Consider the following 25,793-nt stretch of genomic DNA (forward strand, 5'->3'; position numbering starts at 1 on the left):
AGGAAAAATAATGGATGTAATAAAAAGCGAAAATCAAATAAATCAAATTATTAAAACAAATAAAGATTTAGATGATTTTAAAAATAAAGATGAATTTATTATCTCAACATTAAAAAAATGTGTGGCAAATAATTTATTATTTTTAAAAAATATTGATAATGATTTAAAAAATTTGAATAATTTAATTAAAAATATTAACAATTTTCAAGTTAATAACAAAAGTGATGCAGATTATGGTACTGAATTAAAAATATTATTAAAATCTACAATTAAAAAAATAATAACTCCAATTGTTAATAATCGATCAGAACTTAAAATAATTGATAGTTTGTATAGATACATTACTAAATCTTTTGAAAAATTAGAAACAGATGTTATTCAAATTGAAATATTGACTAAACAAATTAATTGAATGAATGCGGCTGAAAATCAATTAAAAGAATTAAATAATAATAAAGAAAATAATTTAATTTCTGAAATTTTGAATAAAGAAGACATAAAAGTTAAAGGTTTAAAAACAAAATTAGATTTAAAAATAAATATTATTGATATTGAAAAAGTGCCAGAAAAATTTATTATTAAAACTATTGATGAAGAAGCGATTAAAAAAGCAATTAAAGAAAATAATAATGAAATTCCAAATATTAATGGTTTAGAAATATTATATGAAAAGAAACATCATTTTTAAAAATAATGCAATTTATTAGTAATAATATTAAATTAAAATATAATGTAAATTTTGAAAAAGATAATCATTCTTATTTTATAGATAATATTGTTTTCCCCAGCATTACCGCTATTATTAGTTATTTTAATAATACTGAAATTCAATATGATAAATTAATGAAAAATAATGAACTTTTTAAAAAAGCAACCGAAAGAGGAAAAATTATTCATGAGTTTATTTCACGGATTTTATATGATGCAATTTTCCAAACAGAAAATAGAAAAAATTATAAAACAATTATTAAAAATAGTAAAAAAATATCAACAATAAAAGAAAGTTTAAAAATAATTGAGTTATTCTATAATTTTTTTAATAGAATAAAAAACGATTTTATTAAATCAATTATTATGTTTGAAACACCCTTATCCGACGGAAAAGTGTGTGGCACTCCCGATTTAATTTATTATGAAAATAACAAAGCTATTGTTGTTGATTTTAAAACTTGAAAATACTTTAATGCTGAAAAAATTAACAAAGCAAAAATACAAATTACAGCATATAATTATTTACTTGAAAAAAATAATATTTTTACTAGTAATATTGGTGAAATTTGAATAATTAACGAAAATGGTGTTAATATAAATCGTTTCAATATTACCAATCAATTAAAGTTAGAATGACAAGAAATAATGCATACATTTTTAAAAAATAATTCTAATAAGGAGAAAAGAAACTATGAAAATTAAAAACTATTGTCCCAAATTAAAATATTGAGGTTATTGTTTTAAATGCAACAAAGAAAATAAAAAACCAAAACACTAGAAAGGAATATTAGTATGAATCAATTTATTGCCATTGGTAGAACAACAAAAGATATTGAAATTAAAAGAACACAAAATGGTAAAGAATATGCCATGTTTCAATTAGCAGTAACAAGACCACATTCAACCCAAAAAGAAACTGATTTTATTCCTTGTCAAGTTTGAAATAAACAAGCAAGTGTATTACAGCAATATTGTCAAAAAGGTAGTCAAATTGCAATTACAGGTATTTTACAATCTTTTAAAGACAAAGAAAATAAAACACAGTGAACGGTAAGAGTTTATAGTTGTCAATTTTTACAAACTAATAATAATTTAAAAAATAGCACACCGCCCATAACACCCACAAAAATAAATCAGACCCAATCAGCAACAAGAAATATTCGTTTAGAAGAAATAGAAGCAAATAAATCATTTGAAAATAATGATGATGCGATTTTATGAGATTAAATATGGAAACTAATAAATATATTTTATGTTATCGTTCTGAAAAAGGTAAACAACCATGTAAAACTTATTTTGGTGAATATATAACTGGTATTGATGTTGAAGATGTCAATATTAATTCAACTTGGGAATGAGAATATTTTAAAAAAAATTATGGTGAAAATAATTTAGTTATTTGTAAAGATGATAAGTTAGATCTAATTTTAGAAAGAAAAAAATATAATGAAAAAATGTAATAAATATCGTAATCATTTTTTAAAATGTAAAAATATAAAATTATGCTTTTTTACAAAATTACATAAATATAATTGCTATTTGTGTTATTTGTGAAAAATAAAAAAGGAGAAAAAATAAAATGAATAATAAAATTGAATTAATATTAAATAATTCAAAAGTTAATAATTGAATTAATGAAAAATTAACAAATCAGAAAGAAATTAATTTATTTCGTAAAAATATCTTAACAATTTATAATAATAATCCCAATTTATTTGATAAAGAAAAAATAAATTTAATGAGTGTTTTATCTGCTTGTGTAAAAGCAATGTTATTAGATTTACCGTTAGATCCTAACTTAGGATATGCCTATATTGTTCCATATAATGGAAAAGGACAGTTGCAAATTGGTTATAAGGGTTATATTCAGTTAGCAATCCGAACAGGAAAATATTTAACAATAAACGCAATAGAAGTAAAACAAGGTGAATTATTAAATTTTGATGAATTAGAACAAGAATACAATTTTAAATGAATAACCAACGAAAATGAGCGAACAAAAAAAGAAACAATCGGATATGTTGCGTTTTTTAAACTACTAAATGGTTATAAAAAAACTTTATATTGAAGTAAAGAAAAATGCGAAAATCATTTTAAAACATATTCTAAGAATTATCAAACTTACGGAAAATTTACGGCTGGAAGTTATGAGGGAATGGCACTTAAAGCAGTATTAACCCAACTTTTAAGAAAATGAGGTATTATGTCAGTTGAAATGCAAGAAGCCTATCAACATGATCAAGCAATAATTATTAATAACAGCAAAGAGTTTAGTGATAATCCTAACATAAAAAATAAAGAAGATAACAATGTTATTGAATTAAATAACAAAAAAGATGAATTAAATCTAAATTTAGAACAAGAATTTAGCAGTAATGAAATAAATGATGATGAAGAAATTGCTAAAGCTGTTAATGAAATGTTTTCTGATTAATAAAATGAAAAATAATTGAAAAGATTATGATAAAAATCGTCCAATTAGACATAAATTTTATCGCAATAAAAAATGAGTAAAAATAAGAAACGATTATTTTAATAGCAAAATGGGAATATGTGAACGATGTTATCAAAAAAGATATATAGTTAATGGCGTTATTGTTCATCACAAAGAATATATTACCGATCAAGATTTTATTAATTGAAACATTGATAAACTTTTTGCTTGAAAAAATTTAGAACTATTATGTATGAAATGCCACAATAAAGAACACAAAACCGAAAAAGGATATCGCGATAATGTCATAATTGACGAAAAAACTGGCAAAGTAAAAATAATCGATAAAGAAGAATAAAAAGAGGTTATTATGATTAAAGTAATAGAATTATTTGCTGGGATTGGAAGTCAAAGAAAAGCATTAGAAAATATTGAAATTAACCATAAGATAGTTGCTATTTGTGATAATGATAAATATGCTGAAAAATCATATCGATCAATTTTTAATGATTATGACACACCAAATTTAGGTGATATTACCAAATTAGAAACTTTACCGTATGCCGATTTAATAACTTGATCATTTCCATGTCAAGACATATCAAACGCCAATAATAATGGGCAAGGATTAAATGGTAATCGAAGTGGTTTAGCTTACAAAGTTGTTGATTTAATAAAAACAATGCCAATAAAACCTCAATATCTTTTAATGGAAAATGTGCCAAATTTATTAAGTAAAAAGTTTTTTGTTGGATTTGAAAATCTACAAAATCAACTTAATAAATTAGGATATCATAATCAATATTTTACAATGAATGCCAAGGATTATGGAATTCCCCAAAATAGAAAAAGATTGTTTATGATATCAACATTAAAGCAAGATTTTAAATTTCAATATCCCCAACCTTGTAATTTAAAATTTTTAGTAAAAGATATTTTAGAAAACAATGTAAATGAAAAATATTTTATTAGACAAGAATCAATGAAAAAAGCAATTGAAAACAATAAACTTAAAATCATTCAACAATGTTCTTATACAATTACAACAAAACAAATGCAATTAGGAAACGCAGGAATTATTGCAATTCCAACAATTAAGGATTATGGTAATTTTATTGTTTTACCACGAGCAAAAGATGGTTTGCTAATTAATGGATCATATAATCGGTTTTGAAAAACAGAAAATAATTATATAGGAACAATCGCAGCAAGTAATGTCAATAAAATTATGATTGATAATAAAATACAAAATCAATATACTAATAAAATATTATCTTTTTTAATTGATGAAAAAGAATACTTTTTAAGAATATTAACACCTCGTGAATGCTGATTATTAATGGGATTTAGTAATAAAGATTTTGATAAAGCAAGCAAAGTTGTTTCAGAAACACAACTTTATAAACAAGCTGGTAATAGCATTGTGATTGATGTATTAGAAAAGATTTTTATAAAAATGTTTAAAACAGAAAAGAAAAATTAACAAAGGAGAAAATACAAATGAAAAAAGTAAATAAAGAAATATCAGATGAAATAATGAAATATGTAATTAATTCTGATTTTGATAATTTAAGAAATATAACTAATGAATTATATATAAAAGGTAATTTTTCTAACGAAACTAAGGAAATGTTATTCAATATAATTAATAAATTTGATAAAACAACTATTAAAGAAAATAAACGAATTGTAATACCTGTAAAAAAAATCACTGATGAAAATAGTATTTTTTCAGTATCTCCGAAAAAGAAAAAGAAAATAATAAATATCGTTTTTGGAGGAAATAATAATGAATAATTATAAATTAATAATAGGATACTATAATAAAATTTGTTTTGTTTGTAATAAAGAAATTCCAATTATTTTTACCCAAGCAGGATTATTAAAAATTAATGAAAATGAAAATCAATTACTCTATAATGGTCATTTTAAATGTATCAAAAATAAGTATGATAGTATTAATTTATAAAAAAGAAAGGAAAATAAAAAAGCATGAATCTTTTTTTAAATGAAAAATTGGATGATTTTTTACAAATTTTAGAAAAAAATTTTAAAAACGAAATTAACGATTTTGAAGATAATTATATTTTAAATGTTGATCAAAATGAAATTATTAAATATTTAATAAATAAATATCAAATAGAAATTATTAAATTAGATTTTGATTGTATTAATTGAGAAGTATCAAATAACGACATAAAAATAAATATACCATATTCTGGCAACAAAGAATTGTTGCAAAAAAAACCATTTTGTAAATATATTTTAGGTTTTTATACTGAATTTGAGATAAATGATAATGAAATCGCTTGTTTTATAAAATATGAAAAAGAAAATCAAGAAATTTTATTAATTAAGATTGAAGAAATAAAAAAATATTTTAAACACAATATAAAAGAAATAATGGAACCGCATTAATTTATTTAATAGTGATTTAAAATATAAAATTGAAACAAATATTAATGAAAAAAAAGAAAATGTAAAAGAAAAATATAACTTTTTAAATAAATTAACCATACCTGTAAAAAAAACTACCGATCAAAATAGTGTTTTTTCAGTATCTCCGAAAAAGAAAAAGAAAAAAATAATTAAACCACCCCAAAAAACCATAGGGGGTTTTGAAAAAGATATTATAATAACAGAGAATGATTATTTTGAAATATTAAATACAATTCATGAATTAGGAAAAGGATTGGAAACATATCCTAATCTTTATCGTTATTCTGAAAATAATGAAATTAAAATTCATAATGAAAATACAATTAGAGATTTTATTTTACTAATTCTTTCTTTAAATTTTGAGGCATCTATAACTGCCGAATCATTTAATAGAGGCGGAAAAACAGATATAATGCTTAAATATAATAATGAAAATGTTTTTATAGCTGAATGTAAGTTTTGAAATGGAGAAAAAAAATTTTTAGAAGCAATAGATCAATTACAAGGTTATTTAACTTGAAGAGATACAAAAACGGCTTTAATTATTTTTGTAAAAGAAAATGATATATCATCAATTATAAATAAAATAAGAACTAAAATAATTCAAAAACATAAAAGTTTTATTAAAGAATGTAATTTTTTAAATGATTCTTGTATTATCTATGATTTTTCATTTAAACAAGATACAGAAAAGAAATTTAAATTAGCAGTTTTATTTTATCATTTAGTATAATAATAATTTAAAACAACAAAATTAATTGTTGTTTTTTATTTGACAAATAATTTTAATGACGGTATCATCACGGTGTAATTAGTTATATAAATATTAATTTTATTTTACTTATATACCCCCCTATAAGTCCTTTAAAATAAGGACTTTTCGGGTTCCGATGTGGTGGGGTTCCGTGTACACTTTTTTTAATTTTGAAAAAAACCGCACTTTTATACTAAAAATAATAAAAAAACCCGTAAATAAAGGAGTTTTTATAAATGAATGAGTTAAAAAATAGCAAAAAACAAGCAAAAAATAGCCAAAATTTAACAAAAAATTCCCCTTTTTTGACAAAAAATGAAAGCATTTTAACAAAAGAAAACAATAACTTAAACCAACACGAAAACCTTTTAAATTGAGAAAAAGATAAAGAAAAATTAATAAATAAATATAAACGATTTTTAAAAGAAAAAAATGTTATTTTAGATATTATTAAACTTGATTTTTTAGAAGAATTTTGTACCCTTAAATTAACTTTAAATAACATTAATAATGAAATACAAACCTTAATTAATGACGGTAAATTATTTTCTGAAACCGATAATAATCGTGGAAAACCAAAAGAAGTAAGACACCCCGCTTTAATTTCTTATGGACAAGCATATAAAGATTATAAAGCTGGATATGAAATAATAGAACAATGAATAAAAATAGCTAATCAAAAAGATAATTCCGATACTTTTAATTTTAATAATTTATATGATAATTCAGAGGAAAAATAAGAATGCAAGCAAATAATGAAAAAACAAATTTAGAAATATATTATGAATGAATAAATAAAAACTCCAATAAAAATAAAGTTGGAATAAAAATTAAAAAAATTGTTTCCACATTAGTAAAAGAATTAAAATCAAATAAAGATTATTATTTTAATCACAAAGAAGCAAATAAAACAATTAGCTTTATTGAAAAATCTTGTTTTCATACAACTGGAGAATATAATAAACAAAATTTTAAATTAGAATTATGGCAAAAAGCATTTTTAGAAGCATTATATGGTTTTTATGATAAAAAAACAAATTTAAGAAGATTTAAAGAAGCACTCTTAATTGTCGGAAGAGGAAATGGAAAAACCGCCCTTGCTTCTGCAATCGCTTTAAAAAGTTTAATTTTAGATAATGAAGCAAATGCCGAACTTTATTCTATTGCAACCAAACGAGATCAAGCAAAAAGAGTTTATGAAGAAATGCGACGAATGATTTTTATTAATCCTAACTTAAATAAAATTTTAAAAGTTAAGCGAGATAAAATAGAGTTTATACATAATAATTCTTTTTTTCAACCACTATCATCAGAAACAAAAACATTAGATGGTTTAAACCCCTATTTTGTTGTTTTAGATGAAGTAGCAATGATGGAAAAGCGTGACATTTATGATGTTATGCGAACAGCAACCGCAAAAAGAAAAGATTATTTAATGTTATTAATAACAACCAATGGATCTATTAGAGAAAATATTTTCGATGAAAGATATTCTTATGCTGAGAAAGTTTTAGAAAACACAATAAAAGATAATAAATTTTTACCTTGAATTTATGAACTTGATGAAAGAAATGAATGAAAAAATTTTAACAATCTTTATAAAGCTAATCCAAATTTGGGTATTTCTAAATATATTGATAATTTTAAAGCCGAATGACAAGAAGCATTAATTACACCAACTCAACAACCAAATTTTTTAATTAAACATTGTAATTTAAAGAGCAATTTAGATAGTGCCCTTTTTAGTCGATTAGATTTAGAAACTAAAAATAATAAAATTATTAATACCGATGAATACTTAATAAAAAATAGAATTTGTACTATTGGAATTGATTTATCAAAAACAAACGATCTAAGTGCAGTCGTATTTTTAATCCCAAATTTAGACACAAATGAATTTATATTATTATCACAATTTTTTATGCCAGAAGCAAGAATAATTGAAAAAACAACAGAAGATAAAATTCCATATAAACTTTACCAAGAACAAGGAATATTAACATTATGCAAAGGAGAAGAAATCAATATTAGTGAAATTGTTAATTATATTATAAATATAATGAAAAAATATAATTTAATTTGTTATGGTATAGGATATGATACTTTTAACTCATATCTTTTAAAACAACATTTAGATAATGCAGGATTTTATCTTATAAATAATTTAATTAGATTTGGAGTAAGAACAATTAGCCCAATTATAAAAGCCCTTAAATTAGAATTTGATGACAATAAATTTGTTTTTAATCAAAACCCTTTATTAAAATTACACTTTAATAATGTTGATGTTCTTATTGATGAAGAAAAAGAAAATATGATGCCAATTAAAAGATCAAAAAACAAACGAATTGACGGTTTTATTGCCCTTCTATTTGCTTATAAAATCTTTCGCGATAATAAAGACCGAATTTATATCGAATTATATAAAATATATTCTCAAAAATAAAAAAGAGATTTAATAATCTCTTTTTTTAGGTGGGGAAACAAACAATGCTCTTACCGATAGCGGACAAGTCCATACGGCCCACCTATAATTATAATTATATTATATACTAAATGCAGTTTTTTTGCTTGCATATCCAACAAATATCATATTTTTTATTAAATTTATTATCATTATAAATAACATGATTTAAATCCAAAAATAAAGGTTTTATAATTATTTTTTCTGTTGTATTTTCACAAAGAAAAAACATTCTTACTTGTCCTCAGACTTCTTTTTTATAAATTAAATTTTCATAAATTTCTTGCAACATCAATTCTTCATTAATTCCTAATTTTTCTAAAATATCATAAATTAATTGTCTGTGTTTAATATCATTATGTGAAACAAAATTAGAATTAAATTTATTTATATTTTTTCATTTTTTTATTCGGTTAATAAAATAATCAAATTCTTTACTAATTTTATTAACTATTTTATCATCAGTTTTAAAGGTAAATATTATTTTATTTTCATAATCTATTTCATAAAATATACATTTTTCTTTAAATAAACTTTTATCAATTATTACTTTCATTTTTAACAAATTTTTTCATATCTAAAAAATTTATTTTTTCTCTTGATGTTTCATGGTTATCTAATCCTTTTCTTGCATTAATTCAAGGTTCAGTATTATGAGTCTCCTCAACTAAAACAAAGGTATTTTTATATTTATATTTTTCTATTTTATCATCTATAAATTTTATTATTTTTTTATCTTCTAGGGGGATTATTTTAGTACAAGTATATTTATTTTCATCAAAATTTTCATACTCATCAAAATTTACTCCCACATATCTTAAATGATAATAAACTCTTCTTAATACTGGCCCATATACTCATGCTTCAAATTCATCTTCAAATAATTTTTCATCATATTGTTTTAAATAATCTAAATATAAAAAATATAAAATCTTTTGTAATTTTACTGGTTCAGTAATTTTATGATTATTAATTAAATAAGATACAATAGAAAATAATTTATCTTTTTTTTCTAAATTCATAATAATTCACCCTTTCCTTATTAGTTAAATTATATAAAAATATAAGTATTTGTAAATACCTTTATTACTTGTTTATAAATTGTTTTTTTATTTGACAAATAATTTTAATGACGGTATCATCACGATAATAAGTAATGATTATTACTTATTGAAAATTAAACAATAGTAATTATAATTATTAAAATTAAAAAAATTTGTATTTATTCAGTCGTATTATAGTAAATAAATAATGTTGAACTACTTGAATGAATTTAACTCATAACCGAGTTCCCCTAGACAACCACAAACAAGCAGACAAGAAGATTATTCACATAATATTTAAGGAATTTGTTACGACTGAATAAGTACAAATTTGTATATATTATAACATAAATTATTTTAAAGACAATATAAATTGTCTTTTTTTATTTGACAAATATTTTTAATGACGGTATCATCACGACGACAATAAATGATGGGGTTAATTATTATTGTTAAGGCTGGTGATTATGTTTTGATATAAAAAAAATAAAGAAAATAATAATGATGTAAATAAAACGCCTAAAAATTCTCAAGTTGATATTGTTAAGTTTGAATGAAAAGACTTTTTTACTAATTTTCAGAATAATTATCAAATTGATGTAATTAAAAGCACAATTAATCGGATTGCTACTGATATAGCACAAGTATCAGTTAATACATATCGCCAAAATGAAAAAATAAAAAAATCTAATTTTGATTATTTATTAAATTTGAGACCAAACAATTTAATGAGTAGTTATGATTTTTATTATAAGATAATTACTAATTTATTTTTGCAAGGGAATGTTTTTATTAAAATAGAAAAAGATATTAATGATAAAATCATTTCTTTAATTCCAATCGAATACAGTACTATTGAATTATTGTCTAAGGATGATGAATTATTTATAAGATTTTATCAAAATAATAATGCATTTGAGATATTACCGTATTCTCAAATAATTCATCTACGGAAATTTTATAATAAAAATTTCTTAGGGGATAATCCTAATAATTCGCTTGAACCAAGCAAAAGAATATTAGAAGAAATGACAAACTCTATTATTAACAATTTTAAAGAAACAAATTCTTTAATGGGGATAATTACCACAAATATGCCACTGGGGCCAACTGGTGCTCCTACGCAGTTTAACCAAGAGAGATCCCAAATGTTGCCAGTTTTACCAGTTGAAGATATTAATTTTAAAAATACCAATTTTAGTAATAAAAGAGTTGCGTATTTATCTTATGGACAAGATTTTAAAAAAATTGATAGTAATATATCAAAGTTTAGTAAAGAACAAAATGAATATTCTGAAAATTTAATTTATAAATTTTTTAATATAGCACCCGAGATTGTTAAAGGGACTTATAATTCAGAACAATTTTTAAGTTATTTATCTACTGTAATTCATCCAGTTTTAAGACAATTAGAAAAAGAATTTACCTTTAAAATTTTTACTAAAAAAGAATTAGAATTAGGGCAATATTTTGAGTTTGTATTAGATAGTAGATTAATAATATTAAACTTATCAAATAGTTTAAAAGGTGTTGAACTTGGTGCAGTAAACCCAAATGAAATAAGAAAATTATTATTTGGTTTAGATCCTTATGAGGGAGGAGATACCTTTTTAAATTGAAATTATGGAAAAGTAGATGATGAAAAAAATGGAGAAAACAATGGACAACAATAAAATTATTAATAATGAAATTACTAAAAAAATTGATTTTAATATAAAAAAAATAAAAGAAATAAAAGAAGATAAATTTAGTACAAACGAAATTATCGGAATAGCAAATAAATATGATGTAGTTGATTATCACAATGACATTACTGACTACAAAAGTTTTGAAAATGATTTAAAAAATGGTAAAACTGTGCCAGTGTTTTTATCTCATAATCACGAAAAAATTTTGGGTGTTGCAGATTTAGAAAACCGAAAAGACGGATTATGGGCAAAAATTAAAATATATACTAATACTAATTATGGAAAAGAAACTTACGAAATTGCTAAACAAATGCAAAAAGATAATAGACCAATGCAGTTAAGTATAGGATATCGTATTTTAAAATCAGAACCAACAGAAATAAACGGCCAAGTTGTTCGTTATTTAAAACAAATTGAAGTTGACGAAATTTCTTTGGTTCCATTAGGAGCAAATCCACAGAGTAAAATACAAGAAATTAAAAATATCAAAGGAGAAAAAAACATGGAAAAAGTGAATTTAAAAGAATTAAATGACAAAATTATTGATTCCAACAATGAATTAGAAGAAAAAAAAGAACAATTAGAAAATATGGAATTAAAGAAAAATAATTTATCTAATAAAGAATTACAAGAACAAAAAGAGTTATTAACTGCAATTAAAAAATTAAATGAAGAAATTACAGAAACTCAAAAAATAAGAAATGAATATTTAGAAAAAAATATTAAAAATATTGAAAACGGAAATAGCACAATTTTACAAACATTAAGGGGAACAGAACAAATGGAAATTAAAACTATCTATAATCAAAAAGATATTTTAGATACAAGAGAATATAAAAATGCATGATTAAAAAATATGCAAAGACAACAATTAACGCCACAAGAAACAAAATTCTTACAAGTTGGAACAAATCCAACTGGAAATGAAGATGCGAGTCCGCTTGTACCTACTACAATATGAAAAAACATCTTAAATGAAATTAAATTAACTTCTAATTTAATTAATGAAGTAACTATTTTAGAACACCGAGGAAAATTAGATATTGCGTATGAAAAAGATTCAACAGCAGCTAAATTTGTCACAGAGGGGCAAGAAGTAAAAGGAGAAACAGGCTTAGATAGTATTAAATTTGATGGCCACATTATTGCCACTTCGCTTGAATTTTCAGAAACTACAAGATTTATGACAATTGAAGATTTTGAAGCTTTTGTAATTAGAGTAATTACAAACAGAATTAAAGAGGGTATTGAACAATCAATCGCTACTGGAACTGGAAAAGGTCAACCAACTGGAATATTATCAGATACAAGCATTAAAAGTGTAAAAATTAAAGAATTAAATTACGATGCTATTATTGAAATGATTAAATCATTAAAATTAGGATACTCAAATGGTGCTAAATTTGTAATGAATAACGAAACATTCTGAACTATTCAAAATATTAAAGATAAAAATGATCGCCCTATTTGAAACCACAATATAAGTTCAGATGGAGTTACTAATAAAATCTTAGGTTATGATGTTGTTTTAACAGACACATATCCTACATTTTCTAAAACAAATAAAAATAATTGCATTTCTTTTGGAAAATTAAACACTTATTATGTAAATTTCCAAGAGCCTTTAACTCTAAGATATTCTGAACATATCGGAATTAAAAAACTTTTACATACTTATGTGGGAGCAGCCATTTTAGACGGGAAAGTTGTTGAAAAAAATGCTTTTGTAAATTTCCAACCTGAGTAATTTAAAAATAAAGGAGGATCAATATGGACTTATTAAATTTTGTTAAATTAAGTTTACGAATTCAGCATAATTTATTTGATGAAGAAATAAAAACTTTAATTCAATCATCAAAAAATATTTTAATAAATTCCGGTCTTCCTTTTCAAATTATTGAAGAAGCAAATGATGAACAAATAAAAAATATTATTTCTATTTATGTTAAGGAAAATTTAGGGCGAGAATTAATTGGAGAAAAATTTTATACTATTCTTAACTATAATATTCAACAATTAATGTATAAATATGCTAATTATCCACAAACAACTATATATCAATTGGAAAAAGAGCTCAAAGAATTAAAAAAGAAATTAAAAGATATTAAAAAACTAGAAAAAAATAAAAATGAAAGATAATTTAATTTTATTAAATGATTATGCTTTTCTAATTGATAAAGAAGATGACGAAAATCCATTAAGTCATAAAAAAATAACTAAAAATAAAAAACAAGTATTTTGTGATATTAAATCAATTTATGCTAATGATTTTTATACCGCTAGAATGGCAGGCATAAAATTAGAAATAAAATTACTTATAGATAAATATATGTATGATAATGAAAAATTTATTTTAATTGATTATAAATATCAAAATAATTGACAAGAATATGAAATTATTAGAACTTATGACAGACAAGATGGATTTTTAGAACTATTTTTAAGTTTAAGATAAGGTGTTAAAAATGAAAAAAAGTAATTCAGTAGTTGATATATTTGATTTTGTTGCAGACTCAATCCAACAATATACTTATGATATCCAAGAACAAATAAAAGCAGAAATTAAAAATGTAGGTGAAAAAATATTGGCAGAAATTAAAATTACTTGCCCTATTAGCAATAAACATTTAACAAAAAGAAGACATTTAAAAGATTATTTTGTTTTTAAAATAAAATTAACCAAAGATAAAATAATTGGTGTAATTTATGCCACTAAACAATATCAAATAATCCACTTATTAGAATATGGATATATCAATCATTGAAATAATGAAAAAATTAATCCTCGCCCATTTTTACGAAATGCTTATAATAAATATATTGATGAATATATTAAAAAAATAGAAACTATTTTAAAATATTAGTTAAGATGATTATTAATAATAAAAGAGAGCAAAATATTAATTTAATTATTGAATTATTAAAAAAACTTTATCCAACTAAAAAGATTAAATATACATTTTTTAATTTTAATGAAGATAATTTCAATAACATTGAAAATAATATAACTTTTTATAGAATTAATGATAATACCTTTTTTTCATCAGATAATATTAATAATTTTATAAGACAAACATTCCAAATTTGCTTTAATTTTAAAAATGAAATTAATTTTAATGAAATTGAAAAACTAGAAAATGAATTAATAAATAAAAAAATAAATTATCAATTAGCACAAGAGTTTTATTTATACGAACAAAATTTATATATCGTAATTTATGAAATATTTTTGTTGCTAAAAAGATAAAAGGAGAAAATACAAATGAATAACAACATTATTGAATTTGGACTAGAAAATGTTCATTATGCAAAATTAAAATACAATCAAACAACAAACAAAACAGAATATGCAATCCCACAAAAAATATTAGGAGCAGTAAATTTAAGTTTAAATGTTAGCGAAAACACTAATACCTTTTATGCTGATAATAAACCATACTATATTTCAAATTCTTTTCAAGGTTATAGTGGTAGTTTAACAATAGCAAAACCATCTGATGATTTTGAACAAGAAATTTTAGGAATTGAAAAAGATAAAAATGGAAATTATATTGAAAAATCAACTAGTTTAAAGAGTGAGATTGCTTTGGGGTTTGAAATCAAGGGTGATTTAGAAGAAAAAAGAATTTGGCTTTTAAGAGTTAATTTAAAACGCCCCAATCAAACTCATAACACTCAAACCGAAAATGTAAACCCAGATACTTATACTTTTGAATTAAACGCCTTACCACGAATTGAAGATAATGTTATTAAAATTAAAACAACAAAAAAAGCTAATGAAAATAATTATAATAACTACTTTTCCCAAGTTCCAAAATTAGAAAAAGAAGAAAAAAACGAAGATGAATAGATATTTAGAAAGTTTAAAATTAAAAGTTAATATAAGCACTTATGCATTAATTATTTATGAGGATTTATTTGGTTCATACGGAGAATTGTTAAATAAATTAGAAAAAGACAAATATGAATTTTCATTTATTTTAAAATTATTATTTTCTTTTGCGAAAGCAGCTGATGAAAATCAATTTAAAGATTTTAAGGAATTTTGTCAAAAAATTACATTTAAAGAAATTACCGAAAATGTTAATGAAATTAATAACTTAATAATGGAATTTGTAGGTGCTAGTGTTAATGACAAAAATTTACAGGAATACGGCGAATTAACAAAAAAGTAGATTATAAATTTAATAAATTTACTCCTAACTTATTACTATGACTTAGTCATTTAGGGTTTTCAATTATAGACAGCAAATATATTAAATTAAAAACATTAATAGAAATTATAGAAATTTATAACAATCAAAATAAAAGATTAGCAACACAACAAGATATTAATAAATTTTTTTAAAGGAATAGTTAATTATGGCAAAAGAAATTAAAGGAATGAGCATAACTCTTGATAGTAATGTTTTAGAATTAAATAACAATTTTAAAAAAATAGCCGATAACATAAAACTATCAGGATCTAAATTAAAAAATTTTGATAATAATTTAAAATTTAAAAACGGTGATGAAATTGATATTTTAAATGAAAAATTTAATGAATATAAAAATATCATTGATAATATTTCAGAAAAAAAAGAACTTTTAATTGAAAAATATAATCAATTAAATAAAACCATTTTAGAAACACAAGAAGCATTATCAAAAACAAGTGATACTGCTGAAAAAGAAAAATTAATACAAAAACAAAATAAATTAAATAAAGAATATGAATATACAAAAATAAATATTGATGCATCTAATCGCAGTCTAAACAACTTTAATGAGAAATTAAAAAATACTGCCCAAGAAATAAAAAATATTCCCTTTAAAAAATTTGAAGAATTTGGAACAAAGTGTCAAGAAATCGGAAAAAAATTAAGCACACATATTACAATACCCATTTTAGCAATCAAAGGAATTTTAACAAAAATAACTGTTGATACCGCCAAATATGCTGGTGAGCTTAAAAAAACATCAAAAGAAATTGGTATAACAGCAGAAAACTTACAAATATTTCGTTATATTGCAAAAAGAACTGGAATTACTAGCGAAGAATTAGAAAAGAGTTTTAAAAAATTACGACAAGGTATTAGTGCTATTTCTTATGGAATATCAAATGAAACAACAGAAGCTTTTAATAAATTAGGAATTAACATTAAAAATAATGAGGGATCTTTAAAAGATACAGGAACTATTTTTTTAGAATTAAAAAAATCATTAGAACAAATAAGTGATGAAACTGAAAAAAATAATTTAATAATGGATATTTTTGGTTCTAAGTTAGGAAAAAACCTTATTCCAATGCTTGCCTTATCAGATGAAGAAATTAAAAAAATGACAAACAACATTAAAGATTTAGGTATTGTTTCAAATGAAAATGTTGACAAAACAACAATATTAAATAAAAAATGAAATGAATTTAAACATGTTATTAATATTACAAAAATGAATTTAGCATCCGCCCTATTACCCGTGTTTGAGTCTTTGGTTTCTTTTTTAGAAGTCAGTTTAATACCAATTATTAAAGGAATAACAAATTTTTTTAATATGTTTAATGATACAACCAAAAAAACTATTTTTATTATTTTGGGAATATCAGCAAGTTTGGGGGCTGTTGTTTACACAATTGGAAAAATAATAAATGTTATTAGTTCATTAAAAACACTTTTATTAGGAATGGCAAAGCACCCAATTCTTTATGGTGTTTTAGTTAGTTTGTCTGCCTTAGCTGCTGGTGGGGTATGATTATATAATAAATTTAATAAATCACCACAAAACATTAACCAAGAAAGCCAAACTAATAACTATAATAAAATTGAAAATAAAAATGAATTTAAACCAACAATTATTATTGAAGGAGAAAATGATAAAGAACGAGCTGAAAAAATACTCGAATATATAGGGCAATGAAATAATAGAGTATAGGGAGAAAATATGTATAATTTACCATTTAGAACTTTTAAAATTAGTAATAGTAAAGATAATTTAATTAATTTATGTGATTTAGATAATATCATTATTTTATCATTTAATGGATTAAATATTAATTTTGATAATAATTATTTAAACATCGATAATAATTTTATTTTAAATAATAGTAAGCATTCTTTAAATCAAATAAATTTTAAATTATTATTTATAGACCCAAATCCCTATGGTAAATTTAATGATTTTATTAATAAATTAAATATTAATTTAGATAATAAATCTTCCCCCTTTTTATTATTTTATAGTTTTTGAATAAATGAAAAAACAAAATTGGAATATTATTGTGAGGTAATTATTAAAAGTATTATTAAAACAGAATTGAATAATAATAATGATTTAGAGGTTGATTTTATTTTAGAACAATTAACTAACTGAAAAAAAGAAGAAGATAAATTATTTGAAATTAAACCAAATAAAACAAGCGGAAAAAGATACAATGAACATAATAACAAATATTATTTTAAGTTAAATCGCATTAAATATACCAATCAATATAATGAAAAAATTAAAATTAGTAATAATAGTTATTTAGCATCAGATACTCTAATAACAATCAATGGTCCCACAAAAGACCCATATTTAAAATTAGAAAATATTAATGGTAAATTAATAAGTGAGCTTAAAATTAATGCTGAAATAAATGAAAATGAAAAAATAATAATAGATAGTAGAATAAAAACTCAAAGCATTATAAAAGTTGATTTAAAAAACGAAAAATCATACAACATATATCAATATCAAGATTTTAAATACACTAATTTTATTCAAATTCCACCAGGAAACTATCATATTTTATATTCTTCTAACCTTTCAAAAGACAAACAAGTTGGAAATATTAATATTAAAAAATTTGAAGAATATATTTTAATTTAGAAAAAGGAGAAATTAAATGGGTGTAGGAAGTTCAACAAAAAGACACTGAAGTGACGAAATAATTGCAATTAGAGAAGATAAAAAAGAAATTATTAATAAATTAAAAAACAATACTTTAAATGCAGAAATTGTAAAACAAATCCAAGAATTAAAAGAAGAAATATCAGAATTAACAAAAGAAATTAATGACGAAAAAATTAATTTTGATGAAGCTGTAAAATTAAATCCTCAACATGCCGAATGATTATTACAAATTCCTGATTATAAATTAATGATTGATTATCTTGATGAATTATCTAATATTGTGCTTGAAATTAATAAAGCACAACAAGAAGCAGAAGAAAAAGCAAGACAAAAAGCAAGAGATGAATTATTAAAATTAGAAATTAAAAAAGATAAAAATATTTATCAAGATAATAGAACTAAATTAATTATATTTGGAGTTGATTTTGAAAAAGGATCTTTATTTTATAAAGATAATTGTATTGTTGAAAATTATAAGATATTTTTAGATATTTATACCCCGCAACTATCAACTTTTAATGCTTATAATTATTATAATCTTAATGTTGAAATTGAAGACATTGTTTGTATTTTGAATAACGAAAATCAATTATATATTGGAATTATTACTCATATTGAAAAAAACAAAGATGAAAATTTATATACCTTTACTACTAAAAATATTGAATCTATTTTTGATTTTAAAATTTACAACATATATAAAAATAAAAGTTGATATATTTTTTTTACTTTAATAAAAATTATTTATAAAAATCTTCCCTTTATTAAACTTAATAGAAAAATTAATGATGAAAATAATAATAATCCTAAATTTTTTGAAGAAAATGAAGAAAAAGAATTTAATTGTTATCAATTTATTAACAAAATATTTAAAATAACAAATATATTTTTAAAATTTAATATTGATTTAAAAAATTTTATTTTAAATTGTGACATTTGCAAAGATGGACAAGAAGATATCAAATTAAATAATTATAAAGTAAAAGATAATATTAAATGTATTACAAATATAGAAATTGAAGAATTAAACCAAAAAAGTATCAACAGAATTGATTTTTACCAAAAAAATAACTCAAACAAATACACAAGAGCAAACTTATTAAAAAATAATACAATCTCTTATGATGAAAATAATAATAATAATTTACAAAATAATTTAATAAAAAATAAAATTTATGAATTAGAAGAAAAAGACTTTACCTTAGAAAATATTATAACTATTAGCAATCAAGAATTTAAGTTAAGTGAATACTCACACCTCATAAAATTTGATATCACAAAAGATAACAATATTTTAAATTTAAACAATTTACAACTAAGAGATAAATTTACCCTATTATTTAACAATAAAGAATATAACAGCATTTTATCTGGGATAATTTTAGAAAGCAATAAAAACACAATTACTCTAATATTCGGCCAAGTAAGATTATGAAGTAAGTTTTAACACTTATTAACTAATATGCCCCTTAAAACAAGTAATAAAGGTATTTACAAGCAATTATATTTTATATAATTAATGAGAAAAAATAGAAAGAATATAGGTAAACAATAAGATGATTTACTATAAATGAGGTTTTATAAATAAAAATGGCAAAGAAAATGACTAAAAAAGATTATGAATTATTGGAATCTAAATTTGATGAATGAGAACAAGATATTTATAATCATAAAGAATTAATGGAAGCTTTAAAAGCATTAGCAAATAAATAATAAAAATAATAAAAAAAGAGATATTAAATCTCTTTTTTATTTATAGTATCGCACAGACTATTGACTGGCAAGGTTTCTTTTCTTTATTTAAACTTGCAAGTAGAACCTAGAATAACTCGCAACATCACTTGCTATTTAATTATAGCATGTTTTAGGTTTTTATTATATAATTTAATTAATAAAGAAAAGGTGATTTAGATGAAAGAAACTATGTTATCAAAATATTTAAATGTATCTCCAATAGAAGCAAACAAAATAAAAATGGCAGTTTTATATTTATTAATTAATTGCAAAAAAAAATTTATTTTTAAAACATATATATATAAATTTATTGCATCTTTAGAAATAGAAGCAGCCAAAAAATATGTAAACCATTTCTTTAAAATGGATTTTGTAGCATGAGAAATGGGCCCTGTTCCTATTAGTTTTTTTAATTATGTAGAAAAATATAAAGGAAAATTTTTATATTTTAAATATTTAACAGAAGAAGAAACAAAAATTAAGTTTTATTTAGAAGATAAAAAAAATAATTGTAAAGAATTTAGTTGAGATTATTTTTCAGAAGAAGAAACAAAAATATTAAAATATATAACTACTATTTTTATTGAATATTTAGGCTTTCAAAAAACAAATGATGTTATTGAATATACTCATTATTCAAAATCTTGGCAAGATGCTTGAAAAAAAGCAGTCAAAGAAAGAAAAAAAACATATGATTTAGATTTTTCGTTAGATATAAACACCGATGAATTAGATGAATCAGAAAAAGATGAAATAATTAAATTATACAAGGAATTCAAATATGGTAATTAATTTTAATTTTTATATATTTGACAAATAATTTTAATGACTGTATCATCACGATAATAAGTAATAATTATTACTTATTGAAAAAAAAAGAAGTAATGTACATACTTTTTTGTTAATATCCATTTTAAAGTTAGTTTTTATCTGGAATAAAAACTAATTTTTTTATTTTTATTTGTTTTTTAAAATTAAAATAATAGTAATTATAATTATTATAATTTATATTGTCTTTTTTTATTTGACAAATAATTTTAATGACGGTATCATCACCACAAATAAGTTATGTTTCTAGTTGTAAGAATATCTATGGTGTTCTATTGCTTTTACTCGTAAACCAAAAGGGATTTTACTTATTTTTTAACCCTTAAATTAACTATTGAATGAAAACTAGATATAATAGTTATTAAAAAAAAGAGATTTAATATCTCTTTTTTTATTTGTTTATTTGACAAATAATTTTAATGACGGTATCATCACGATAATAAGTAATAATTATTACTTATTGAAAATAAAACAATAGTAATTATAATTATTAAAATTAAAAAAATTTGTATTTATTCAGTCGTATTATAGTAAATAAATAATGTTGAACTACTTGAATGAATTTAACTCATAACCGAGTTCCCCTAGACAACCACAAACAAGCAGACAAGAAGATTATTCACATAATATTTAAGGAATTTGTTACGACTGAATAAGTACAAATTTGTATATATTATAACATAAATTATTTTAAAGACAATATAAATTGTCTTTTTTTATTTGACAAATATTTTTAATGACGGTATCATCACGACAACAATAAATGATGGGGTTAATTATTATTGTTAAGGCTGGTGTTTTTTTATGTTAGATAATAATGAAAATAATAAGGTGGTTAAATTATGGCAATAGTTTTAAAAACATTTCCTAATTGTAATGTAGAAGCGTGTGATGATGGAATTATTCAAGATTTTTTTGCTAGTTTTTTTGTTAAAGATAAAAATATTATTTTTTTAAACGAAGAAAAAAAGTTAATAAAAAGACACCTTGGAAATAAAGTTGTTTTTAATCAAACATATATATTAATTTATGGGCGAATTATTGAAATTGAAGAAGATACAGAATATGAATTACAAGCAACCAGTGGAAATTCAATTAAAAAAATTATTTTTAATATTAATTTAAGAACAAAAAAGAACGAAATTAAAACACTAACAAACGAATTATTAAATGAAAGTAATTTATCATGAGAAGATATTAAAAACGAAGAATGAAGTTATGATATTGAATTATTTACCTATCAATTACAAAATAACACAATTTACAATATAAAAGAAAATCAAAAATATTGAGAAGACTTAAAACCACACACAAAACTAAACAACGATCTAAGCAATAATTTTAACAACATTGAAGAAACAATGAATAAAAAAATGATTGCTAATAACGCATTACATAGTGAATGAGATAAAACATCTAACAAATTAGAAAAAAAATATTTATAAAAGAGAGGTAAAAAAATGGCATTTAGATTTATAACATTTGACAATACAGAAGATTATTTAACAGACCGCGACCAAGCAATATATTACGATTTTTTATTAAGAAACCAAACAATCCCCTACTATGCTAATAAAGAATTAAGCAATAAAAACGCTATAAACTTATTAGGTAATAGCGATAATTATAACGAAGAAATGTTAAAACTATGTGATAACAATTCAACTGGTTTTTTATTTTACGGATTTGGCGAACAAGAAAACTTAGAAGCAGAATTCAAATATGAAGACAACGGAATTCAAGTAAAAATAAAAACAAAAAAAGGAAACAAAGAAATACCATTTTTTTATTTAAGCATTTGCGGAAGAATGATTAAAGTAGAAAACAACACCACAAACGATATCAACGACTTAATACCGTATGCAAAAAACCAAGCAGAAACAACAACAACAATATTTTTAACAATTAAAATAGATATGTCAAAAGCACCATTAGTATATCCAATCCCCGATATAGACAACCCAGATGAAAACTACCAATATATTAATAAAAATTTTATTGAAAGTTTAGGAGAAAACAAAAGCGAACAAATTGAAAAATTAACAGAATTATTAGAACAATGCCCCATTAACACTAAAATTGACGAAGTTGAACCAAGCGAAATTGACAATAAATTCTATTTTGAAAAAACCAACGAAGAAGAAAACAAACCATGAAAAAATATTAAAAGTGCCATGACTTGAAACGATAATTCAAAAACAATAGCAACAGGCATAATCGATAACATTAATCAAGTAAATGATTTTAAATACCAAGCAATTTATCAAAATAAATGTGCTAGCGAATATTTTGTATGAACAGACAAAGGAAGATTAACCCAAGATAACTTAAACACAAGACATAAAGACGGAATTTATGAATTCCCTATTCTTAGTTTTAATTTACCCTTAAAAGGCGAAAAAATAAAATCCTTTAATTGAGAATATACCGCACGCGTTCCCATTCGTTATCAATCAATCAAAGACCCTAACAATTTTATTAATTTTTTCGAATATGCCCAAGAAAAAAAGGAAGAATTCAATAAAAAATGAACCAAAGAAATGGAAAAAATGGATCAAAAAACAGCACAATTAGACAAAAGAATTAGAGAAATGCCCTACAAAATAGAAAGCAGTGCCAAATATGTCAAAAGCAGATTAAAAGAAATGACACCAGACGAACAACCATTTAATCAAGTTGATAATAAATGATATTATGTTGTGTGGCGTGGTGAAGAAAATGATGTTTGAGAAATTGTTAAATTTAATAATAATGAATTTCCAAAACAGAAAATACATTATAAAGGTAAAGAAAAAATAATAATTAATTATGGAAATTTTAGTGGCTTTCAAAGATTAAAAGATTTGTATTTTATTTCTAGAGATTCATTGACAATTAAATATTGGTCTGAAGACAGTGGAAAATATTTTAAAGCAGTTTATCGTTGAAATGGTGGAGAAGAATGATCACCGATATTAAAATATGATGGTGGGATGATTAAATTTTGAGTATGAAAAGATTTTAAAACATGAGATAAAGCACAGCGTGGTATTGTGTCAACAGCCGCTATTGGTTTGCTATCGTTTGGAAGTTGAGAACCATTAATTTGATAATATGGAGGATAAAAAAATGAATGAGACTATTTTAGAAATTATTGTTTTGGTTATATCACTTTTTACTGGTGGAACAACTGGCATAACGGCAACTATTTTGAGTAAAAAACAGCAAAAAATTAGAGATGAAAACAAAGAATTAAAAGAAAAAATAAACGATATTAAAATTGAAATTAATAATATTAATACGAAATTAGATGTTATTACAATTATAAACAATAAATTGGCTAATAACAACAAAATAAATATCAGACAAAAAAACAAGGATGGTAATAAAAATGAAAAAGAAAAAGACTAAGTTATTTTTTCTACGATTAGCATATTGAATAGTTCACGGTTTAACATTGGGATTGCCAATTTTATTCACTGAAATTAATAAACTAATGCTAAAATTAAAAGAAAAAATTAATAATGAATGTATTTTGCTAGATGAAAATAAAGAAGATAATATTAATGACATAATTAAAAAAGATGATGAAAAAGAAAATTAAATAAATTAAAAAAGCAATTTAGTAAAAATTGCTTTTTTTATTCACTATTAACTTTTACATTACCATTATTATCAACAATTAAATCAGGTAATTTTTGCTCATCACCATTTCAACGATAAACTGCTTTAAAATATTTTCCACTGTCTTCAGACCAATATTTAATTGTCAATGAATCTCTAGAAATAAAATACAAATCTTTTAATCTTTGAAAGCCACTAAAATTTCCATAATTAATTGTTATTTTTTCTTTACCTTTATAATGTATTTTCTGTTTTGGAAATTCATTATTATTAAATTTAACAATTTCTCAAACATCATTTTCATTGCCACGACAGATAACATAATATCATTTATTATCAACTGTATTAAATGGTTTTTCTTGAGGGCAAATTCATTCTAAGTTTTCTTTTATTTCTTGGCAATTTGTGTATATTTGGTTTTCTTGTTTTAGTTGTTGTAATTCTTCTTCGTTATATTGTGGTGTATTACAAGCAACTAGACTTGTTGTGCTTGTTCCTAGTAATGTAATTTCTCCTAAAAAACTTAATCATTTTTTCATAAAAAACCAGTCCTTTCTTGATATTTTATTTATATAAAAATTATATAATGAATTATACAAATTTAATGATTATTTATTAAAAATAATATTTATTTTGATAATATATTAACAAGTATCAAACAACAATTTTAATTTTAAGAAAGGAAGTTAATTATATATATGGCACCACAAGCAATTTTTGAACCCGAATCAGAACATTTTATGGATAAATTTAATATATACAAAGATGATGATAATGAAGAAAATGATAACGAAGAAGACGAAAAAAGTGGTTTTTTTAAAGATATTAATTGAAACCACAACATATTAGAACTTTTTGAAGAAATCAAAAAAATTAAGCAAGATATTTGAATACAAATTCTTACTGTTTATCTTGATAAAAATGATAATGTTTCAGGTATTGAATTTAAAATAACTCCTGAGGGAAGTTTTTATCATGACTATATATTTGTTAATTTTGATGAAAAAGGAAAAATAACTAATGATTTAAAAGAAAATATAGAAACATATAAGGAACAAGACAAAGATGATGATTTTTATTTAGATTTTAAAGTCGTTAAAAAATTTTATCAAACATTAATGAATTTACAAAATAAACAAAAAAATAATAATTAAGCAAGATTAAAAATCTTGTTTTTTTATTTTAAATTAAGATATAATATATTTGTTATCAAAAAATTATCAAA

Annotated in this window: 34 protein-coding genes; 31 read left to right on the forward strand and 3 right to left on the reverse strand. The window is 22.0% G+C overall.

What is annotated here, in order from left to right:
• Positions 1-10 precede the first annotated feature (10 nt).
• From SDAV_RS00995 to SDAV_RS01055, 13 genes are all read left to right on the forward strand, one after another.
• Entirely contained in the window at positions 11-688 is a 678-nt protein-coding gene (locus SDAV_RS00995; protein WP_114564115.1) for a hypothetical protein, read from the forward strand.
• 5 nt (positions 689-693) lie between these two features.
• Positions 694-1,413: a PD-(D/E)XK nuclease family protein gene (locus SDAV_RS01000; protein ID WP_114564114.1), complete on the forward strand. Its 720-nt coding sequence runs from the start codon at positions 694-696 to the stop codon at positions 1,411-1,413.
• 90 nt (positions 1,414-1,503) lie between these two features.
• Positions 1,504-1,938 carry a single-stranded DNA-binding protein gene (locus tag SDAV_RS01005; protein WP_114564113.1) on the forward strand — a complete coding sequence of 145 codons (435 nt, stop codon included), beginning with the start codon at positions 1,504-1,506 and terminating at the stop codon, positions 1,936-1,938.
• Positions 1,929-2,171 carry a hypothetical protein gene (locus tag SDAV_RS01010; RefSeq protein ID WP_114564112.1) on the forward strand — a complete coding sequence of 81 codons (243 nt, stop codon included), beginning with the start codon at positions 1,929-1,931 and terminating at the stop codon, positions 2,169-2,171. Before SDAV_RS01005 ends, SDAV_RS01010 begins: the two co-directional genes overlap by 10 nt.
• A 119-nt stretch (positions 2,172-2,290) precedes the next feature.
• A complete protein-coding gene (locus tag SDAV_RS01015; protein WP_114564206.1) occupies positions 2,291-3,145 on the forward strand; it encodes a recombinase RecT in 855 nt (284 codons plus the stop codon).
• Between the two features lie 4 nt (positions 3,146-3,149).
• A complete protein-coding gene (locus SDAV_RS01020) occupies positions 3,150-3,503 on the forward strand; it encodes an HNH endonuclease (protein ID WP_071937496.1) in 354 nt (117 codons plus the stop codon).
• 12 nt (positions 3,504-3,515) lie between these two features.
• On the forward strand, positions 3,516-4,628 hold the full coding sequence (dcm, locus tag SDAV_RS01025; protein ID WP_114564207.1) for a DNA (cytosine-5-)-methyltransferase: 1,113 nt from the start codon (positions 3,516-3,518) through the stop codon (positions 4,626-4,628).
• Positions 4,629-4,645: 17 nt separating this feature from the next.
• Positions 4,646-4,942 (forward strand): hypothetical protein, encoded by a 297-nt coding sequence (locus SDAV_RS01030; protein ID WP_114564208.1) that lies wholly within the window; start codon positions 4,646-4,648, stop codon positions 4,940-4,942.
• A complete protein-coding gene (locus SDAV_RS01035; RefSeq protein WP_114564209.1) occupies positions 4,935-5,114 on the forward strand; it encodes a hypothetical protein in 180 nt (59 codons plus the stop codon). The genes SDAV_RS01030 and SDAV_RS01035 overlap by 8 nt, the downstream gene beginning before the upstream one ends.
• Before the next feature lie 23 nt (positions 5,115-5,137).
• Complete coding sequence (locus SDAV_RS01040) at positions 5,138-5,563, forward strand: hypothetical protein (RefSeq protein WP_114564210.1); 426 nt, start codon at positions 5,138-5,140, stop codon at positions 5,561-5,563.
• Between the two features lie 274 nt (positions 5,564-5,837).
• Positions 5,838-6,317, forward strand: a complete 480-nt coding sequence (locus SDAV_RS01045; protein WP_114564211.1) for a hypothetical protein — start codon at positions 5,838-5,840, stop codon at positions 6,315-6,317.
• A gap of 257 nt (positions 6,318-6,574) precedes the next feature.
• On the forward strand, positions 6,575-7,078 hold the full coding sequence (locus SDAV_RS01050) for a hypothetical protein (protein WP_114564106.1): 504 nt from the start codon (positions 6,575-6,577) through the stop codon (positions 7,076-7,078).
• 2 nt (positions 7,079-7,080) lie between these two features.
• Positions 7,081-8,784 (forward strand): terminase large subunit, encoded by a 1,704-nt coding sequence (locus SDAV_RS01055; protein ID WP_114564105.1) that lies wholly within the window; start codon positions 7,081-7,083, stop codon positions 8,782-8,784.
• A gap of 106 nt (positions 8,785-8,890) precedes the next feature.
• Here SDAV_RS01055 and SDAV_RS01060 read toward each other — a convergent pair whose 3' ends face one another.
• Together SDAV_RS01060 and SDAV_RS01065 are read right to left on the reverse strand one after the other, a co-directional pair.
• Positions 8,891-9,358 carry a hypothetical protein gene (locus SDAV_RS01060; RefSeq protein ID WP_151202492.1) on the reverse strand — a complete coding sequence of 156 codons (468 nt, stop codon included), beginning with the start codon at positions 9,356-9,358 and terminating at the stop codon, positions 8,891-8,893.
• Positions 9,339-9,824 (reverse strand): Panacea domain-containing protein, encoded by a 486-nt coding sequence (locus SDAV_RS01065; protein WP_114564213.1) that lies wholly within the window; start codon positions 9,822-9,824, stop codon positions 9,339-9,341. Before SDAV_RS01065 ends, SDAV_RS01060 begins: the two co-directional genes overlap by 20 nt.
• A gap of 488 nt (positions 9,825-10,312) precedes the next feature.
• Here SDAV_RS01065 and SDAV_RS01070 point away from each other — a divergent pair, with 488 nt between their 5' ends.
• The 17 genes from SDAV_RS01070 (at position 10,313) to SDAV_RS01145 (ending at position 24,548) form a co-directional block, all read left to right on the forward strand.
• Positions 10,313-11,518 carry a phage portal protein gene (locus SDAV_RS01070; RefSeq protein ID WP_114564214.1) on the forward strand — a complete coding sequence of 402 codons (1,206 nt, stop codon included), beginning with the start codon at positions 10,313-10,315 and terminating at the stop codon, positions 11,516-11,518.
• Entirely contained in the window at positions 11,493-13,280 is a 1,788-nt protein-coding gene (locus tag SDAV_RS01075) for a phage major capsid protein (RefSeq protein ID WP_186823426.1), read from the forward strand. Before SDAV_RS01070 ends, SDAV_RS01075 begins: the two co-directional genes overlap by 26 nt.
• A 23-nt stretch (positions 13,281-13,303) precedes the next feature.
• Positions 13,304-13,672 carry a phage head-tail connector protein gene (locus SDAV_RS01080; protein ID WP_114564216.1) on the forward strand — a complete coding sequence of 123 codons (369 nt, stop codon included), beginning with the start codon at positions 13,304-13,306 and terminating at the stop codon, positions 13,670-13,672.
• Positions 13,662-13,988, forward strand: coding sequence for a hypothetical protein (locus SDAV_RS01085; protein ID WP_071937189.1), 327 nt, complete (start codon positions 13,662-13,664; stop codon positions 13,986-13,988). Before SDAV_RS01080 ends, SDAV_RS01085 begins: the two co-directional genes overlap by 11 nt.
• Positions 13,989-13,998: 10 nt before the next feature.
• Positions 13,999-14,397 carry an HK97 gp10 family phage protein gene (locus tag SDAV_RS01090; protein WP_071937188.1) on the forward strand — a complete coding sequence of 133 codons (399 nt, stop codon included), beginning with the start codon at positions 13,999-14,001 and terminating at the stop codon, positions 14,395-14,397.
• A 5-nt stretch (positions 14,398-14,402) separates the two neighbouring features.
• The gene (locus tag SDAV_RS01095; protein WP_071937187.1) at positions 14,403-14,780 is read left to right on the forward strand and encodes a hypothetical protein; all 378 of its coding nucleotides are present in this window, start codon (positions 14,403-14,405) and stop codon (positions 14,778-14,780) included.
• A gap of 15 nt (positions 14,781-14,795) precedes the next feature.
• Positions 14,796-15,383 carry a major tail protein gene (locus tag SDAV_RS01100; RefSeq protein WP_114564217.1) on the forward strand — a complete coding sequence of 196 codons (588 nt, stop codon included), beginning with the start codon at positions 14,796-14,798 and terminating at the stop codon, positions 15,381-15,383.
• Positions 15,376-15,708, forward strand: a complete 333-nt coding sequence (locus SDAV_RS01105) for a hypothetical protein (protein WP_114564099.1) — start codon at positions 15,376-15,378, stop codon at positions 15,706-15,708. Before SDAV_RS01100 ends, SDAV_RS01105 begins: the two co-directional genes overlap by 8 nt.
• A 187-nt stretch (positions 15,709-15,895) precedes the next feature.
• Entirely contained in the window at positions 15,896-17,443 is a 1,548-nt protein-coding gene (locus SDAV_RS01110; RefSeq protein WP_114564218.1) for a phage tail tape measure protein, read from the forward strand.
• 9 nt (positions 17,444-17,452) lie between these two features.
• On the forward strand, positions 17,453-18,379 hold the full coding sequence (locus tag SDAV_RS01115; RefSeq protein ID WP_114564219.1) for a phage distal tail protein domain-containing protein: 927 nt from the start codon (positions 17,453-17,455) through the stop codon (positions 18,377-18,379).
• Positions 18,380-18,395: 16 nt separating this feature from the next.
• The gene (locus SDAV_RS01120) at positions 18,396-19,850 is read left to right on the forward strand and encodes a hypothetical protein (protein ID WP_114564220.1); all 1,455 of its coding nucleotides are present in this window, start codon (positions 18,396-18,398) and stop codon (positions 19,848-19,850) included.
• 143 nt (positions 19,851-19,993) lie between these two features.
• Entirely contained in the window at positions 19,994-20,116 is a 123-nt protein-coding gene (locus SDAV_RS13845; protein ID WP_257785689.1) for a hypothetical protein, read from the forward strand.
• 198 nt (positions 20,117-20,314) lie between these two features.
• Positions 20,315-20,929: a type II toxin-antitoxin system antitoxin SocA domain-containing protein gene (locus SDAV_RS01125; protein ID WP_114564221.1), complete on the forward strand. Its 615-nt coding sequence runs from the start codon at positions 20,315-20,317 to the stop codon at positions 20,927-20,929.
• A gap of 878 nt (positions 20,930-21,807) precedes the next feature.
• The gene (locus SDAV_RS01130; RefSeq protein ID WP_114564222.1) at positions 21,808-22,410 is read left to right on the forward strand and encodes a hypothetical protein; all 603 of its coding nucleotides are present in this window, start codon (positions 21,808-21,810) and stop codon (positions 22,408-22,410) included.
• A 15-nt stretch (positions 22,411-22,425) separates the two neighbouring features.
• The gene (locus tag SDAV_RS01135; protein WP_114564223.1) at positions 22,426-24,057 is read left to right on the forward strand and encodes a hypothetical protein; all 1,632 of its coding nucleotides are present in this window, start codon (positions 22,426-22,428) and stop codon (positions 24,055-24,057) included.
• Positions 24,058-24,073: 16 nt separating this feature from the next.
• The gene (locus SDAV_RS01140) at positions 24,074-24,355 is read left to right on the forward strand and encodes a hypothetical protein (protein ID WP_114564224.1); all 282 of its coding nucleotides are present in this window, start codon (positions 24,074-24,076) and stop codon (positions 24,353-24,355) included.
• Positions 24,336-24,548, forward strand: coding sequence for a hypothetical protein (locus tag SDAV_RS01145; protein ID WP_114564225.1), 213 nt, complete (start codon positions 24,336-24,338; stop codon positions 24,546-24,548). Before SDAV_RS01140 ends, SDAV_RS01145 begins: the two co-directional genes overlap by 20 nt.
• Positions 24,549-24,585: 37 nt before the next feature.
• On the opposite strand, the gene SDAV_RS01150 is transcribed toward SDAV_RS01145, so the two are convergent.
• A complete protein-coding gene (locus SDAV_RS01150) occupies positions 24,586-25,107 on the reverse strand; it encodes a lipoprotein (RefSeq protein ID WP_114564226.1) in 522 nt (173 codons plus the stop codon).
• A 159-nt stretch (positions 25,108-25,266) separates the two neighbouring features.
• Between SDAV_RS01150 and SDAV_RS01155 the strand changes: the two genes are divergently transcribed.
• Positions 25,267-25,722: a hypothetical protein gene (locus SDAV_RS01155; protein WP_114564089.1), complete on the forward strand. Its 456-nt coding sequence runs from the start codon at positions 25,267-25,269 to the stop codon at positions 25,720-25,722.
• The last annotated feature ends 71 nt before the right edge of the window (positions 25,723-25,793 follow it).

The organism is Spiroplasma phoeniceum P40, assembly GCF_003339775.1.
Classification (GTDB): Bacteria; Bacillota_I; Bacilli_A; order Mycoplasmatales; family Mycoplasmataceae; genus Spiroplasma; species Spiroplasma phoeniceum.